General features: G+C 61.3%; 17 protein-coding genes. 13 read left to right on the forward strand and 4 right to left on the reverse strand.

Annotated elements, in window-relative coordinates:
• Positions 1-19 precede the first annotated feature (19 nt).
• The 4 genes from grdC to cls all read left to right on the forward strand — a co-directional run bounded on the left by grdC (position 20) and on the right by cls (position 4605).
• A complete protein-coding gene (gene grdC / locus KJS28_RS00105) occupies positions 20-1564 on the forward strand; it encodes a glycine/sarcosine/betaine reductase complex component C subunit beta (protein ID WP_213541242.1) in 1545 nt (514 codons plus the stop codon).
• Between the two features lie 2 nt (positions 1565-1566).
• The gene (grdD, locus tag KJS28_RS00110) at positions 1567-2718 is read left to right on the forward strand and encodes a glycine/sarcosine/betaine reductase complex component C subunit alpha (RefSeq protein WP_213541243.1); all 1152 of its coding nucleotides are present in this window, start codon (positions 1567-1569) and stop codon (positions 2716-2718) included.
• 66 nt (positions 2719-2784) lie between these two features.
• A complete protein-coding gene (locus KJS28_RS12595; protein ID WP_267873547.1) occupies positions 2785-2907 on the forward strand; it encodes a hypothetical protein in 123 nt (40 codons plus the stop codon).
• A 111-nt stretch (positions 2908-3018) separates the two neighbouring features.
• Positions 3019-4605, forward strand: a complete 1587-nt coding sequence (gene cls, locus KJS28_RS00115; RefSeq protein WP_228298400.1) for a cardiolipin synthase — start codon at positions 3019-3021, stop codon at positions 4603-4605.
• 351 nt (positions 4606-4956) lie between these two features.
• On the opposite strand, the gene groL is transcribed toward cls, so the two are convergent.
• From groL to KJS28_RS00135, 4 genes are all read right to left on the reverse strand, one after another.
• The gene (groL, locus tag KJS28_RS00120) at positions 4957-6591 is read right to left on the reverse strand and encodes a chaperonin GroEL (RefSeq protein ID WP_213541244.1); all 1635 of its coding nucleotides are present in this window, start codon (positions 6589-6591) and stop codon (positions 4957-4959) included.
• Between the two features lie 160 nt (positions 6592-6751).
• Positions 6752-7036, reverse strand: a complete 285-nt coding sequence (locus tag KJS28_RS00125; protein ID WP_021857964.1) for a co-chaperone GroES — start codon at positions 7034-7036, stop codon at positions 6752-6754.
• A gap of 143 nt (positions 7037-7179) precedes the next feature.
• Positions 7180-8121: a diacylglycerol/lipid kinase family protein gene (locus KJS28_RS00130; RefSeq protein WP_213541245.1), complete on the reverse strand. Its 942-nt coding sequence runs from the start codon at positions 8119-8121 to the stop codon at positions 7180-7182.
• 119 nt (positions 8122-8240) lie between these two features.
• Positions 8241-9356 carry a THUMP domain-containing class I SAM-dependent RNA methyltransferase gene (locus KJS28_RS00135; protein ID WP_213541246.1) on the reverse strand — a complete coding sequence of 372 codons (1116 nt, stop codon included), beginning with the start codon at positions 9354-9356 and terminating at the stop codon, positions 8241-8243.
• 190 nt (positions 9357-9546) lie between these two features.
• Here KJS28_RS00135 and KJS28_RS00140 point away from each other — a divergent pair, with 190 nt between their 5' ends.
• The 9 genes from KJS28_RS00140 to KJS28_RS00180 all read left to right on the forward strand — a co-directional run bounded on the left by KJS28_RS00140 (position 9547) and on the right by KJS28_RS00180 (position 16105).
• Positions 9547-9933, forward strand: a complete 387-nt coding sequence (locus tag KJS28_RS00140) for a GntR family transcriptional regulator (RefSeq protein ID WP_021857961.1) — start codon at positions 9547-9549, stop codon at positions 9931-9933.
• A complete protein-coding gene (locus KJS28_RS00145) occupies positions 9930-10637 on the forward strand; it encodes a hypothetical protein (RefSeq protein WP_213541247.1) in 708 nt (235 codons plus the stop codon). The genes KJS28_RS00140 and KJS28_RS00145 overlap by 4 nt, the downstream gene beginning before the upstream one ends.
• Positions 10627-11139 carry a hypothetical protein gene (locus tag KJS28_RS00150; RefSeq protein WP_213541248.1) on the forward strand — a complete coding sequence of 171 codons (513 nt, stop codon included), beginning with the start codon at positions 10627-10629 and terminating at the stop codon, positions 11137-11139. The genes KJS28_RS00145 and KJS28_RS00150 overlap by 11 nt, the downstream gene beginning before the upstream one ends.
• Before the next feature lie 20 nt (positions 11140-11159).
• Positions 11160-11888, forward strand: coding sequence for an ATP-binding cassette domain-containing protein (locus KJS28_RS00155; protein ID WP_213541249.1), 729 nt, complete (start codon positions 11160-11162; stop codon positions 11886-11888).
• A 1-nt stretch (position 11889) separates the two neighbouring features.
• On the forward strand, positions 11890-13350 hold the full coding sequence (locus KJS28_RS00160) for a hypothetical protein (protein WP_213541250.1): 1461 nt from the start codon (positions 11890-11892) through the stop codon (positions 13348-13350).
• A gap of 251 nt (positions 13351-13601) precedes the next feature.
• On the forward strand, positions 13602-13856 hold the full coding sequence (locus KJS28_RS00165) for a hypothetical protein (RefSeq protein WP_213541251.1): 255 nt from the start codon (positions 13602-13604) through the stop codon (positions 13854-13856).
• On the forward strand, positions 13853-14503 hold the full coding sequence (locus tag KJS28_RS00170) for a hypothetical protein (protein ID WP_213541252.1): 651 nt from the start codon (positions 13853-13855) through the stop codon (positions 14501-14503). Before KJS28_RS00165 ends, KJS28_RS00170 begins: the two co-directional genes overlap by 4 nt.
• A 204-nt stretch (positions 14504-14707) precedes the next feature.
• The gene (locus KJS28_RS00175; protein WP_213541253.1) at positions 14708-15151 is read left to right on the forward strand and encodes an NfeD family protein; all 444 of its coding nucleotides are present in this window, start codon (positions 14708-14710) and stop codon (positions 15149-15151) included.
• 21 nt (positions 15152-15172) lie between these two features.
• Entirely contained in the window at positions 15173-16105 is a 933-nt protein-coding gene (locus KJS28_RS00180; RefSeq protein ID WP_213541254.1) for an SPFH domain-containing protein, read from the forward strand.
• Positions 16106-16212: the final 107 nt, after the last annotated feature.

The raw sequence follows: 16212 nt of genomic DNA on the forward strand, positions 1-16212 counted from the left end.
ACGAAAGGTGATCTGACCTATGAAAAGTGTCATCCGTGGAGCCGGCTATGTTCTGGCTCATACCCCCGATATGGTGCTGCACAACGGCACTACCCAGACAACAGAGCGTATCGTCAACCCCGACAGCGAGTATCTCAAGGAGCTGCCCAGCCACATCCGCAGCTTCGAGCAGGCGGTGGCCTATTGGCCCAATCAAGTCTACATTGGCAACAAGACCCCGGATGAACTGGCGGCAGTGGCCCAGCCCTGGTGCGACAAGGAGTGCGACTGCCACGAGCGGTACGGCAAGTTCGGCCAGATGATGCCCCAGAACGAGTTCCTGCTGCTGATGCAGGCCTGCGACGTGTTCGATCTGGTGGAACTGGAGGCCGAATTCGTGGCTGCCAACCGGGAGGCGCTGGCCGCCAACCCCGTCATGGAGCAGAGCGTGCTGGACCGCTTGAAAAACGGCAATTCGCTGGAGGAGATCCAGCGGCTGGTAGAGGAAGAGGGCGCCGAGGGACTGTATCATCTGGGCCAGCTGGTGGGCTGCGTGAAGCGGGCCCACGATATTGACGCCAATCTTTCCGCCCACGTCATGCACGAGAATCTGGTGTCCAAGGCATCCTCCGTGCTGGCCCTGCTGAACGTGATCCACGTCACCGGCATCGACCGCAATCAGGTGGAGTACGTCATCGACTGTGCCGAGGAGGCCTGCGGCGATATCAACCAGCGTGGCGGCGGCAACTTCGCCAAGTCCGCTGCGGAGATCGCCGGGCTGAACAACGCCTCCGGCTCCGACTGCCGTGCCTTCTGCGCTGCCCCCGCCCACGCCATGATCGAGGCGGCGGCGCTGGTGGCCAGCGGCGCTTACCACACCGTGGTGGTCACCGCCGGCGGCTGCACCGCCAAGCTGGGCATGAACGGCAAGGACCATGTGAAGAAGGGCCTGCCCGCTCTGGAGGATATGATCGGCGGCTTTGCCGTGGTCATCACGCAGGACGACGGCGTGAACCCCTTTATCAATCTGAATATGCTGGGCCGCCACAGTGTTGGCACCGGCTCTGCTCCGCAGGCCGTCATCACCTCTCTGGTCACCGATCCGCTGGATCGCAACGGCCTGAAGATCACCGATATCGACAAGTATTCCCCGGAGATGCAGAACCCCGACATCACCAAGCCCGCCGGCGCCGGCGATGTGCCGCTGGCCAACTACAAGATGATCGGTGCTCTGGCCGTGAAGCGGGGCGAGCTGCAGCGGGCTGAGCTGGCCAACTTCACTGTGGAGCACGGCCTCACCGGCTTCGCTCCCACCCAGGGTCATATTCCCTCCGGTGTTCCCTATGTGGGCTTTGCACGGGAGGCATTGCTGGCCGGCGATATCAAGCGTGTCATGGTCATTGGTAAGGGTTCTCTGTTCCTGGGCCGCCTCACCAACCTCTTTGACGGCGTTTCCTTCGTCATCGAGGCCAACCCCGGCAAGGAGGAAGCCGCTCCCGCCGTGGACGATACCCAGATCCGTCACATGATCGCAGACGCCATGCGTGGCTTTGCCGAGACGCTGGCAGCGCAGATGGGGGAGTAAGCATGAAGAACGTAAATCAGACCATCGTGGAGACCTTCCGTGAGGTGGCGGAGTATCTGGAGACCGGCCGCTCCGGCCGCCGTCCCCGCCTGCTGCTGACCGGCATGGGCAGCGAGCACGGGGAGGAGAACTCCATGCAGGCGGCGGTGATGGCCGCCCGTGTGGGGCTGGATGTGTCCTACATCGGCACGCTGGAGGGGGAGGGTGTGACCACCGTCCCCGTGGCGGACGAGGAGGCGGGCCACCGCAAGATGGTGGAGCTGCTGGAGAGCGGTGCGGCGGACGCTGCCGTCACCATGCATTTCCCCTTCCCCATCGGCGTGTCCACTGTGGGACGGGTGGTAACGCCCGCCCGTGGTAAGTCCATGTTTCTGGCCACCACCACCGGTACCTCCAGCGCCAATCGCCTGGAGGGCATGATCCTCAACACCATTTACGGCATCATCACCGCTAAGGCCTGCGGGATTCAGGAGCCCACCGTGGGCATCCTCAACGTGGACGGCGCACGGGCCTGCGAGACGGCGCTGCGCCAGCTGCAGCAGGCGGGTTATCCCATCCGCTTTGCCGAGTCCGTCCGGGCCGACGGCGGCGCCGTGATGCGGGGCAACGATGTGCTTCAGGGGACCCCCGACGTGATGGTGTGCGACTCCCTGACGGGCAACGTGCTCATCAAGATGCTCAGCTCCTTCACCACCGGCGGCAGCTTCGAGTCCACCGGCTACGGCTATGGCCCCGGCATCGGCCGGGACTATGACAAGCTGGTGCTCATCATCTCCCGTGCTTCCGGCGCCCCCCTCATCGCCAACGCTCTGTCCTTTGCTGACGAGCTGGTGCGGGGCGGTGTACAGAAGATTGCCAAGGCGGAGTTTGCGCTGGCCGACAAGGCCGGGCTGGAGGAGCTCCTGCGCCAGAAGCGGGAGGCCTCCGCTCCGGCGGCAGCCAAGGCCGAGGTGAAGGCTCCCGCCAAGGAGCCCTGCACCGCAGGCATCCCCGGCATCGAGGTCATGGACATCGAGGCCGCCGTGCAGGTGCTGTGGGCCAAGGATATCTATGCCGAGTCCGCTATGGGCTGCACCGGCCCGCTGGTGCTGGTCAGCGATGCCAACGAGGAGCGGGCCAAGACCCTGCTGCGGGAGGCCGGCTACATCGGCTGAGGCTTTGACAGAAGCGGCGGTATCTGCTACAATGGAAGTACCTCATAAAACACAGGAGGTGGGACCATGCGGCATCAGATCGCTCTGGCGGTGGCTCTGCTGGGCATCAGCTCCATGCTGTGTCTGGAACTGATGAAGAAGGTAGGCCGCCGGCTGGAGGAGCAGCAGAAGAAAAAGAACGAAGAGTAACCGCACACCCCGGAGGCCCAGCCTCCGGGGTGTCTGTCTGCCCTTTTCTTGACAGGGGAGACGGTAGATGATACCATATATAATAAGTGAGTTATTTCCGACGGCGAAGGGGTGGAGCATTTGGACAAGAAAAAGCGGGAGCAGGAGAATGTGCTGCGGCTGGTGAAAAAGAGTCGCAAGGGCCTCCTGCGGGTGGTGTTCAGCCGGTTTGGCCTCATGGCGCTGCTGCTGATTCTGGAGCTGGTGCTTCTGTGGATGATGTGGCGCTGGTTCAACAACGATTTCGAGTGGTTTGCGGCGGTGCAGGGCGTGTTCACCGTGCTGATGTTTTTCCATCTCTTTAACAGCGACATGGACGCCACGGGGAAGCTGACGTGGATGTTCCTGCTGGCGGTGATCCCCATTCCTGCCAGCATCTTCCTCTGGTTCACGGAGAAGGACGTGGGCCACCGCACCCTGAAGCGGCTGGTGCAGCAGCGGATCGACGAGAGCCGGGATCTGCTGCATCAGGATCCGGAGGTGCTGCGGGACCCGGAGATCGAGTCCTCCGGCACCGACGATCTGTGCCGCTATCTCAACCGCAGCGGCTCTTTTCCCCTGTATGCCAACACGGAGACGAAGTTCTTCCCACAGGGAGAGGACAAGTTTGCGGCGCTGCTGGAGGAGCTGCAAAAGGCGGAGAAGTTCATTTTTCTGGAGTACTTCATCATCGATGAGGGGTATATGTGGGGCAGCATTTTGAAAATTCTGGCGGACAAGGCGGCGCAGGGCGTGGACGTGCGGGTGCTGTACGACGGGATGCTGGAGATCTCCACCCTGCCGTGGGACTATCCCCGGCGGCTGGAAAAGCTGGGCATCCGCTGCAAGGCCTTTGCCCCCATCCAGCCCTTCCTCTCCACCCACTATAACTACCGGGATCACCGGAAAATCCTGGTCATCGACGGCAAGGTGGCCTTCACCGGCGGCGTAAATCTGGCGGATGAGTACATCAACCGCAAGGAGCGCTTCGGCCACTGGAAGGATACCGCCATCCTCCTGCGGGGAGAGGCGGTGCAGAGCTTTACCCTGATGTTCTTACAAATGTGGAATCTGACGGAAAAGGAGCCTCGCTGGGATGAGGCCCTGCTGCCCTCGCCGCCGGTGGAGGCGGAGGGCTATGTGATGCCCTACTGCGACTGTCCACTGGACGATTACAAGGTGGGAGAGAGTGTCTATATGGACATTCTCAACCGGGCCAAGGACTATGTACATATCATGACACCCTACCTCATTCTGGATAATGAGATGGAGACGGCCCTGAAATTCGCTGCCCAGCGTGGAGTGGATGTGAAGCTGATCCTGCCGGGTATTCCGGACAAGAAGGCCGCCTATGCGCTGGCAAAATCTCACTATCAGTACCTGACGGCGGCGGGAGTGAAGCTGTACGAGTATACACCGGGCTTTGTCCACGCCAAGATCTTTGCCAGCGACGACGTGAAGGCGGTGGTTGGTACCATCAATCTGGATTACCGGAGCCTGTACCATCACTTTGAGTGTGCGGCGTATCTCTACGGCGGCCCTACCGTGGGCGACGTGGAGCGGGATTTCCAGCGGACGCTGGAGCAGTGCCGCCGGGTGACGCCGGAAACCATCCGCCATGAGAAGCTGGGCTATAAGCTGGGCGGCAGCCTTATGAAGCTGGTGGCCCCGCTGTTGTGATGCTATCGTTTATAACGGAACGGAGACAGGCCTTGCCTGTCTCCGTTCCGTTATAATATTTTGGTATTGATTATGACAAGCTCTCCAAAGAGCAGTTCGTCTCGCTGATTGAAATACTCAAGCTGTCCAAGTACTTGAAAAGCCCATCAACCAGCGCGGGAAAGCACGACCGCAGTTGTCGCACGGCAAGGGAAAACGGAAACGCAAATAAGAAAAAATCGGCACCTGCTTTTGAGGCAGGTGCCGATTTCTGTTACCCGATCATGCGCTTGAATTTTTGGCATAAGTTTAGCGTAAATCCGCTTTTGCCCACTCAAAAAATCAAGCAATTTCAAGGTTTTGCGGCGAGTCTTAATACATGCCGCCCATGCCGCCCATTTCGGGAGCGGGAGCAGCGGGTGCGGGAGGCTGGGGCTTGTCGGCCACCAGAGACTCGGTGGTCAGCACCATGCCGGAGACGCTGGCGGCATTCTCCAGAGCGGAGCGGGTCACCTTGGCGGGATCCACGATGCCGCTGGCAATCATGTCGCAGTACTCCTCCTTGTAGGCGTCGAAGCCGTAGCCGTTCTTGCCGGAGGTACGGACCTTCTCCAGAATGACGGAGCCGTCCAGACCGGCATTGGCAGCGATCTGGCGGATGGGCTCCTCCAGAGCCTTGGCCACGATCTGCACGCCGGTCTTTTCATCGCCCTCCACCTCGTTCAGCAGGGCGGTGACAGCGGGGATGACGTTGACATAGATGGTGCCGCCGCCAGCCACGATGCCCTCTTCCACAGCGGCCTTGGTGGCGTTCAGAGCGTCCTCGATGCGGAGCTTCTTCTCCTTCATCTCAGTCTCGGTAGCAGCGCCTACCTTGATGACGGCCACGCCGCCGGCCATCTTGGCCAGACGCTCCTGCAGCTTCTCCTTATCGTACTCGCTGGTGGTCAGGCCGATCTGGTTGCGGATCTGAGCCACACGGTCGGCAATAGCCTGCTTGTCGCCCATGCCGTCCACGATGATGGTGTTCTCCTTGGTGACCTTCACCTGACGGGCACGGCCCAGCATATCCACGGTGGCGTCCTTCAGGGTCAGACCCAGCTCCTCGCTGATGACCTGACCGCCGGTGAGGATGGCGATATCCTGCAGCATCTCCTTGCGGCGGTCACCGAAGCCGGGGGCCTTGACGCACACCACGTTCAGGGTGCCACGCAGACGGTTCACGATCAGGGTGCTCAGGGCCTCGCCCTCAACATCCTCAGCGATGATGAACAGCTTCTTGCCGGCCTGCACCAGCTGCTCCAGCAGGGGCAGGATGTCGGAGATGACGGAGATCTTCTTATCGGTGATGAGGATGTAGGCGTCGTCGATGACGGCCTCCATCTTCTCGGTATCGGTGACCATGTAGGGGGTGATGTAGCCACGGTCGAACATCATGCCCTCCACCACCTCGGAGTAGGTCTCGGCGGTCTTGGACTCCTCGATGGTGATCACACCGTCGGAGGAGACCTTCTCCATGGCCTCGGCGATCAGCTTGCCGATGAAGGCATCGCCGGAGGAGACGGTACCCACACGGGCGATGTCATCGGTGCCGTTGACCTTCTGGCTCTGGGCACGGATGGCGGTTACGGCGGCCTCCACGGCCTTGGACATACCCTTCTTCATGACGATGGGGTTGGCACCGGCGGCCAGATTCTTCAGGCCCTCACGAACCATGGCCTGTGCCAGCAGGGTGGCGGTGGTGGTACCGTCGCCGGCCACATCGTTGGTCTTGGTGGAAACCTCACGCACCAGCTGAGCACCCATGTTCTCAAACGGATCGTCCAGCTCGATCTCCTTGGCGATGGATACGCCGTCGTTGGTGATCAGGGGAGTGCCGAACTTCTTATCCAGCACCACATTGCGGCCCTTGGGACCCAGAGTGACCTTTACGGTATCCGCCAGCTGATTGACGCCGGACTCCAGCGCCTTGCGGGCCTCGTCGCCACGCTTAATGATCTTGGACATATTGATTGCCTCCTATATTGCAGATAATGATTTTACAAAAATGTCATTCCGAGGGAGCAAAGCGACCGTGGGGATCCGTAATACCCTTTCTATAAGGCCGGGGAGAACGGATCGCCACGACCAGTCTGCGGACCGGTCTCACAATGACAGCGCAGAAGTCTTACTCGACGATGGCCAGAATGTCGCCCTGCTTGACGATGATATACTCCACATCCTCCAGAGTGACCTTGGTGCCGGCGTACTTGTCGGTGATGACCTTGTCGCCGGGCTTGACGCTCATGGTGACAGTCTTGCCGTCCACCACGCCGCCGGGGCCGACGGCAATGACCTCGGCCACAGAGGGCTTCTCCTTAGCGGAGCCGGTGAGGATGATGCCGCCCTTGGTGGTCTCCTCCGCCTCCGTCATCTTCAGCACCACACGATCAGCAAGCGGTGTCAGTTTCATGGTTGGTTCCTCCTTATATCTTTTATTAAAAACGAAATCAGCGTTAGCACTCACTGTTCAGGAGTGCTAACGCTGATTATCATACCACACTTTTCCGGTTTTGCAAGGGGGAAAACGGAAAATTTTGAAAAGTTCACAAAATATTAAATTAGGGGCTTCCGAGCGGTTCGGTTGCAGCTGCATCCGGCAGGGCCGAAGAAGTTCAGCCGCTTGTCGGAGATCTGGATGGTCACATCGTCGGAGGTGATGCACTCGCCGTCGAGACAGGTAACGATGTCCGGCTTTTCCGAGCGGATGCGGATGACCTTGGGGGTGGAACATCGGGCCAGATGGGGAAACTTATAGTATTGCCCCTTGGAGTAGGGATTGACGAACTTTATAAAGGTCAGGCGGCTGACCTTCTTCACCACCAGCGTGTTCAGAACGCCGTCATCCATCCGGGCCTCCGCCACCGGCATGAAGCCGCCGCCGTAGTAGCGGCCGTTGCACACCGCTACCAAGGCATAGTCATCCTCCACGGCCTCGCCGTCCAGCTCCACCGTCCAGTGGGAGCCGATGCCCTTGAAGAGGAAATTCACCATCAGGGACACGATATAGCTGCTCTTGCCGTCCAGAATGGGACTCTCGCTGAAGTTATGTACGTCCTTGGCCACCCGTGCGTCCAGTCCGGAGCAGGCGATGGTCAAGGCGATGCGGCCGTTGACGTCGATGGCGTCTATAGGGAATTGGGGAGCGTCCCACAGATTTTCGGCATCCCGGAATTTCTCCATATCCTCCGGGCCAAAGTTTTTCAGGAAGTCGTTGCCGGTTCCCACGGGGATGACGGTCATGGCGGCATTGTCGTAGCCGATGATGCCGTTGGCCACCTCGTTGACGGTGCCGTCGCCGCCGCAGGCGTAGAATCGCAGTTCCTCACCGCTCTGGCACAGGCGGCGGGCGATCTCCGTGGCGTGGCCCTGCTTCTTGGTCAGCAGGCACTGCACCTCCAGTCCGTGCTCCTGCCTCAGCTTCTCCGCCATATCATAGATTTTTTGGCGGCTGTCGGACTTGCCCGCCGTGGGATTGATGATGAAAACGTGCTTCATAGCAAACGCCTCCCGGGTCTTTAAGAAAAAGTTACAAAGGCTATTGTAGCATCAGGGTAGAAAATTGAATGAACAAATTGAAAACTTGTGGGGAAGACCGTGGAATTTTGACGGAGCCCTTACACATTGCCGTACATGAACAGATCGCACTTGATCATGCCGTTGTAGAGCTTGCGCTTCTTGGCGGCGGGCCGTCCGAAGGAGCGTTCGAACTCCGTATGGCTGCTGAGCACCAGCGTCCGCCAGCCCTCCGGCAGCCGACGCCAAACCTGTCCCAGCTCCCGGTACAGGTCCTCGGCCTCCCGCTTCTCCATCAGCCGCTCGCCGTAGGGGGGATTGGTCACCAACTGGCCGTAGGTGCTGTCCCGGCGGAAGTCTCTCATGTCCGCCACCTCGAAGCGGATCATATCCTCCACCCCCGCCTTGCGGGCATTGTCCCTGGCAATGGCCACGGCACGGGGGTCGATGTCGCCGCCCCAGATGTCGTAGTGGCCGTGGAATTCCTTGTCCATGGCCTCGTCCGCCGCATCCATCCACACCTTGGCCGGAAGGAACGCCCACCTCTGGGCGTCGAAGCTGCGGTCCAGTCCCGGCGCACGGTTTTTGGCAATGAGCGCCGCCTCGATGGGAATGGTGCCGGAGCCGCAGAAGGGGTCGCAGAAGGGGTCCTTCCCCCGATAGCGGGACAGCAACACCATGGCCGCCGCCAGCGTCTCCCGCAGGGGAGCCTCCACGCCCACGGCCCGGTAGCCCCGCTTGTAAAGCCCCTCACCGGAGGTATCCAGACACAGGGCTGCCTCGTCCTTGAACAGGGAGAAGCGCACCTGATACTTCACACCGTCCTCCGGGAACTGCTCCCGGTGATAATGGGCCTTCATCCGCTCCACCATGGCCTTCTTGATGATGGACTGGCAGGCCGGCACGGAGTGCAGCTGGGAGGAAATGGAGTAGCCCTTCACCGGGAAGGCGGCGTTCTCCGGCAGATAGTCCTCCCACGCAATGGCACGGGTCCCCTGAAACAGCTCCTCGAAGCTGCGGGCCGGGAAGCGGCCCAGCACCAGCAGCACCCGTGCGCCGCACCGCAGGTTCAGGTTCAGCCGTGCCGCATCCGCCAGCGTTCCCCGGCAGAGGATGCGGCCGTTCTCCGCCTGCACCTCCTGCAGGCCCAGTCTTTTCACTTCGTCGCTTACCAGCTTTTCAAGCCCCAGCAGGCAGGGGATCAGATACGTTTCCATAGACGATGGTCCTCTCAGTATGATTCACGGACAGGGGCTGCGCCCTGTTTCTCCCAGTATATCGGATATTCCCCCAAAGCGCAAGAGCGGCAAAAAATTTCACCGGAGGGCTTGACAGCAAACCGTACTACTCGTATAATACGGTTAGAAAGCGTACTATACGAGTAATACGGTTGAAGGAGGCGATGCCATGATACAGTTTGATTCCTTTATGCAGGCGGAGGGCGTACCCATCTACCAGCAGATCATCCGCTATGTCAAGCAGGGGATCGCAGCCGGGACCATCCGGGACGGGGAGGAGCTGCCCTCCCGGCGGGTGCTGTCGGCGCTGCTGGCGGTGAACCCCAACACGGTACAGAAGGCCTATCGCATGATGGAGGAGGAGGGACTGGTGGAATCCCATACCGGAGCCAAGAGCTGCGTCCACGCCGACGCCGGACGGGTGGCGGCGCTGCGGCAGGAGCTGACCGAGACGGAGCTGCGTGCCATGGTCCGCAGTATGAAGCGCATGGGGCTGGACAGGCAGAGTGCCTGGAGCCTGTTTGAGAGACTGTATGCAGAGGAGGAGACGGAATGAACAAGCAGCTTTCGGTGATGGGACTGGCGGCACGGGCCAGCATGGTCCCGGTACTCATTGCCTCCGGACTGACGGCACTGGCGGTGGGTGTGCTGACGTATCTGGAAAATCCCGAAAACACAGGCGGTGCCGCCGGTGTGGGAGCGGCGCCGCTGGCTGCCGCCGTGGGCTATCTGATGGTGATGGTCATGCTGTGCCTGGGGGGCTGCGGCTTCGGCAGCCAGACGGCCTACACGGTTCGCCGCCTGCGCCTGCGGGAGGAGCTGGTGGATCTGTGGTGGGCGGCGTACCACGCCGCCATGCTGCTGGTGCTGTGGGCGCTGGTGGCGACGGCAGCGCTGCTGGGGATGCAGCTGAAGCTTCAGGGGCTGGAGCCCAACTGGGGTGTCGGCCCCCAATCCCTGATGCTGCTGGTGTACAGCGACTCCTTCCTGCACCACCTGCTGCCGCTGGCAGATGCGGCGGTGTGGGTGACGGATCTGGCGCTGCTGATGGCCAATGCACTGGCGGCGGCCCTGTTCATCCGGAGCCAGCGGCGGGGACGGCTGTGTCTGTGGCCACTGCTGACGGTGGGTGTCACGATGTTTACCTTCACGGTGGATGTCGCCGACAATGCGTGGATGGCGATGCTGCTGGCGGCGCTGGCCATGGCCGGCTGCACGCTGACCCTGCTTCTGACAGGAGGTGAGCGCCGTGAAGTGTAGTTGGTTTTCGCGGGAGGGCCTGACGGCGGCCCTACCCCCCAACGTGGAGGCCGGGCGTATGGCCGGCATCATCCGTGGTACCCTGCTGGGGGCCGTTTTTGGGGGCGGCATCCTTTTTGCCTGCCGCTATGGCAGCGCCTATCAGAGCTTGATGGAGTGGGACCCGGTGCGAAACCGCTCCGTGGTGCGGGCGGGGGCAAGAATGCTGCCCTTCTGGCAGACCATGGAGCCTGCGCTGGTGCTGATGGCCCTGTTCGCCTTGGGGGCGCTGCTGTCGGCCACGGTGCTGTACGCCTCCTACTATCAGGGCGGGCGCAGCATCTATCTCATGCGGCGCCTGCCGGATGGCGGCCGCACCCTGCGCCGTCAGGTGTGGACGGTGCCGCTGCGGTGGATGGCGGCCTGCATAGCGGCTGCGGCGGCGCTGTCGGTGCTGTGCTGGGCGGCTTGGCGTCTCATTACCCCGGCGCAGACCTTGGGCCACGGATTATTCGGAATATGAAGCTGAAGGAGGGAACCGTTATGCTGGAAATTTCTCATGTAACAAAGAAATATCGGGACAAGGAGGCCCTGTCGGATGTGTCGCTGACCATCCCGCAGGGGCAGATCGTGGGGCTGTTGGGGGAGAACGGTGCCGGAAAGACCACGTTGATGAAGTGTATTTTGGGCTATCTGCGCCACGAGGGCGTTGTGACGCTGGACGGCGAGGCCATCGGGCCGGGGAATATCCACCGGTTGTCCTTTGCCACCTGCGAGCACTCCTTCTTTCCGGCCCTGTCCCCGGCGGATCACCGGGACTTCTATCAGGCCCATTTCCCTGCCTTCAACGATCGGCGGTTCCGCCTGCTGACGGAGTTCTTTCAGCTGCCGCTGCACAAGCCCCTGCGGAGTTTTTCCACCGGCATGAAGAACCAGCTGGAGGTGACGCTGGCCCTGTCACAGGGGGCGGACTACATCCTCATGGACGAGCCCTTCTCCGGCAGCGATCTCTTCAACCGGGAGGACTTCTACCGGGTGATGCTGGGCCTGCTGTCGGATCACGAGACGGTGATCCTCTCCACCCATCTGCTGGAGGAGGTCAAGACTTTCCTGTCCCGTGCTGTCCTGCTGCGGCAGGGGCGGCTCATCGGAGACATCTCCCAGCAGGAGATGGAGGACGAGGATCTGGTGACCCGTGTGAAGCAGACGTATCACTATCAGGCGGATCGGGTCCGCAAGGCCCTGAGCCAGCTGCCGGACGAGGAGGGGTGACATGAAACGCACATGGAGAGCCATTTTGGCCCTGACGCTGGTGTGTGCCGTGGCCCTGACGGCTGCCGCTATGGCCTTGGGCTCCAAGGCCCTGCCGCTGACGATGACGGACGCCTGTACCATTGGCAATCCCGCCGCCGCAGAGGGCCTGCATATGGCCGCCCGCATCGGCATGGAGCAAAACCGCCTGCAATGGCGCATGGACTACGACCCTGCCGCCGACGCCACCGACGCATCCTTCCGGCTGGCGTACAGCGATCGGAGCGGGCAGTGGATCTTTGACGGCTATGGCTACAACATCCAGTGCCTGCTGGTCAATCAGGAGGACGACAGCGACCCCATCTGCCGGGAGGTCCTGCGGCAGGCCCGTGCCTCCGGCGAGGAGCTGGTGGACGTGACGGTGCATCTGGCGGACTACTGGCAGGACCTGCCCCTGTCCCTCAGCGGCGCCTCCTGGCCCGGCGGCGGAGACTTTTGCGATGCCTACGGCCCGTGGGACATTGGCGATACCGTACCCTTCCCGGCCCTGAGCATCCCGGTGAGAGCGTCCGACGACCTCACCGTGGCGCTGGCCCGCAACGCAGACGGCAGCTATGAGATCAACGGCTACGACTTCACCGGGATCTCCTCCGCCATGTACTTCACTCCCTTCAGCCTGCCGCTGGAGGGCGGCACCCTCACCACTCTGGGCATCGACCCGGCGGCGCAGCCCCAGCCCGACTGGGCGCCGGAGGGCTATGGCCTGTGGTACGTCCCGGTGCAGACGAATGATGACGGGAGCAGCACCCCCGTGCCGTCCCGCCGCCAGCTGGTGTACTCCCTGGATATCACCCGCCAGCAGGTGGTGACCCTGAAGCAGGAGGAGCTCGGCGGCACGGTGTATCTCATGACGCAGGAGGACGGCCAGCTGGTGCTGCGCCTGCTGGAGGGCGGCACCTACCGCCTGCTGCAGGAGCTGTCCCTCGGCCCGGTGCCGGAGTCGGATCCCGGCACGGGCGGGTATCATACTCTGACCATCCGGGACGGCTTCATCGTGGTGCTCTGGGATAATCAGCTGACGGTGCTGTCCCGGACGGAGGAGGGCTATCATCTGGACTACACCTGCCCCACACAGACCGCCTACGTCACCGGCTATACCGTCAGCTTCACCGATCCGGAGCCGGAGAAGCAGGGCGATGAGGATGCCATGCCGTATACCGTGGCGACCAACTTCGCCATGGCCTATCAGGACGGAAAGCTGGCGGTGGCCGCCTACGTCGGCAACAGCAGCATGGTGTGTGTCCTGCTGCTGGAGGTCTACGGTCCGGAGGGACTGCTGTACGCCACCGCCAGAGTCCCCAGCGTGGAGCGGCAGTTTGCCGCCGACAATGTCCGCCCCATGTGGGTGCGGGAGGACAAGAAGGCCCCCTTCCCGGAGGCGGATATCTCCATCCCCATCCCGGAGCTTACTTGGGAGAAATGACGAAGCATCCCCCGATCCTCTGTGTAAAAATCTGAAAATTGCCATACTGCGTGCGAAATGCTGGACGCACTGCCTCCGCCGTGATACAATGCAGAAAAACACCCTCAAATGTGAGGGTTTTCCCGCAGGAACGGTTTACTACCCTGTGAAAGAGAGATTTTTGTGACAAGAGAGGGATGGGTGATACCAATGGGTCGCTGAAAAATACGGGTTCATCAAATGACAAGTGAATAAGAAGGAGTCTGACGAATATGCGTAAAACGAGTGTACCTGCACCCTTCGGGGGGCTTATGATCGCCGGGGTCGTTGTGGCTGTGGCGGCGCCCTTTTTGGGTTGGATCCTCCAGGCACTGGCACTGCTCATCAATTCCTATTGGTCTATCCCCTGCATCGACTACATTCTGGTGGAAGTGATCCCCTGTGTCCGGCTGGGCGGCGTTCTGCTGTTCCTGTGGGGCGCTTTGGGCTGGCTATTCAACCGACGAGAAAAGGAGGACGGACAATGAAAAAGTATCTCTACCTGTTGGCAGGTCTGGCGGCGGGGTTTGTACTGGTTTTCATGGGGACGGCTATCTGCCAGTATCTGCACCTGACACAGTCCGGCTATGTCCGCTACGACGACTCTGTGGAGGTCGTGTATCAGCAGGTGGCGGAGTACGCCGGGGTGGACCCGGCTACCCTCTCCATCCACGCCAAGCGGCAGGTGGGAGATGACATTTTCGTGCTCTGGAAAACGCCGGACCGCACCGAGGTCAGCATGACGCAGCTGCGGCAGGCCAGCTTCGGCGGACACACCTACCTCTGCCCGGAGGCCGGTCTGCTGGCCCGGACGGATGACGATCCCACCCGCCGGTACGGAAGATCGCCTGCCATTGACAAGATGCTCACCACCACCGGTGACCCGGCCCGGACGCTGCTGGTGCTCAGCGGCGATGTCAGTGACCTCCAAGGGGGGCGTCTGACGCTGGATTATAGACTCAGCTCCGCTATTTCCCAGACCTCCGGTATCCCGGAGCAGGACCACTGCCCGGAGAGCTTTTCCGTAGAGCTCAGTGGCCCCTATGTGCTGATCCCCCTGTGGCTCTCCGGCGTGCCGGAGGGGCTCTATGGCACCCTGTACGATGCCGACGGTCAGGTCGTGGACACCTTCTGATGCTTTGAAGCGATATATTACGAGGGACGCCGGTTGGGCGTCCCTTCCTTTATCCCCACTCTTTTCCACATCCCCGGCAAAGCCGCCGCCCGTCTCTTGGCGATTTTGACAAAAATTTAACAGGATGGAAATAACAGTGGCATCCCGCCGCCGGATATGATATAATCAAGCCAGAAACCAAGGGGAAACCCGAAAGGAGGAGCTATGATCGTCATTTGGATCGCAGCCATCGTGGTCTTTGGCATCGTGGAAGCGGTGACGGTGGGACTGGTCTCCATCTGGTTCGTGCTGGGCGCCGTGGCCGGTCTGCTGGCGGCGGTGCTGGGGGCGGCCCTGTGGGTGCAGATCGTCCTGTTCTTCGTGGTGAGCATTGCGGCGCTGGCGGCGACCCGTCCGCTGGTGCAGAAGATGCTCCACAGGGACGAGACGCCCACCAACGCCGACCGGGTGCTGGGCCAGACGGCCCGTGTCACCGAGACCATCGACAATACCGTCCCCACCGGAGCAGTGTACGCCGACGGCAAGACGTGGACGGCCCGCAGTGCCAGCGGCCGGGTCATTCCGAAGGATACGCTGGTGAAGGTACAGCGCATGGAGGGCGTGCGGCTCTTCGTGGAGGAAGAAGCGGGTCAGCCCGTCCATTCATAAAACAAACAGGAGGAAGAACAAATGCCTACCAACAATCTGTCTGTCCCCGGTATCGTAGGGATCGCCATTCTGGTGATTCTGGTGCTCGTGATCATCGTCCGCAACATCTATGTGGTGCAGCAGTCCCGTGCCTATGTGGTGGAGCGGCTGGGTGCCTTCCACTCCGTGTGGGGCGTGGGCCTGCATCTGAAGGTCCCCTTCATTGAGCGTGTGGTGAAGAAGGTAAGCCTGAAGGAGCAGGTGGCGGATTTCGATCCCCAGCCCGTCATCACCAAGGATAACGTCACCATGCAGATCGACACCGTGATCTACTTCCAGATCACCGATCCCAAGCTGTATACCTACGGCGTGGAGTATCCCATGAATGCCATCGAGAACCTCACCGCCACCACCCTGCGCAACATCATCGGCGAGCTGGAACTGGACCAGAGCCTTACCTCCCGTGATACCATCAACGCCAAGATGCGTGCCATTCTGGACGAGGCCACGGACCCCTGGGGCATCAAGGTCAACCGTGTGGAGCTGAAGAACATCCTGCCGCCCCGTGAGATCCAGAACGCCATGGAGAAGCAGATGAAGGCCGAGCGTGAGCGCCGTGAGTCCATCCTGCAGGCCGAGGGCGAGAAGGCCAGTAAGATCCTGGTGGCCGAGGGCGAGAAGCAATCCGCCATCCTGAAGGCCGACGCCGCCAAGCAGGCCAAGATCATGGCCGCTGAGGCCGAGGCCGCCTCCATCATGAAGGTGCAGCAGGCGCTGGCCGACGCCATGCGGATGCTCAACGAGAACGCCCCCAACGATCAGGTCATCAAGCTGAAGGCGCTGGAAGCCTTCCAGAAGGCCGCTGACGGAAAGGCCACCAAGATCATCATCCCCAGCGAGATCCAGGGGCTGGCCGGTTTGGCCGCCTCCGCCAAGACCCTGCTGGAGGACGACAAGCCGGAGCAGAACCAGTAATTTCCCCATAACGATCGCAAAACCATAGAAGGGACGCCCGCTGGGGCGTCCCTTTTTCCATCCCTGCCGGCAGAAACCCTTTCCGCTGCCTGCCGGCGGCGCAGCAA

This window comes from Vescimonas coprocola (assembly GCF_018408575.1).
Classification (GTDB): domain Bacteria; phylum Bacillota; class Clostridia; order Oscillospirales; family Oscillospiraceae; genus Vescimonas; species Vescimonas coprocola.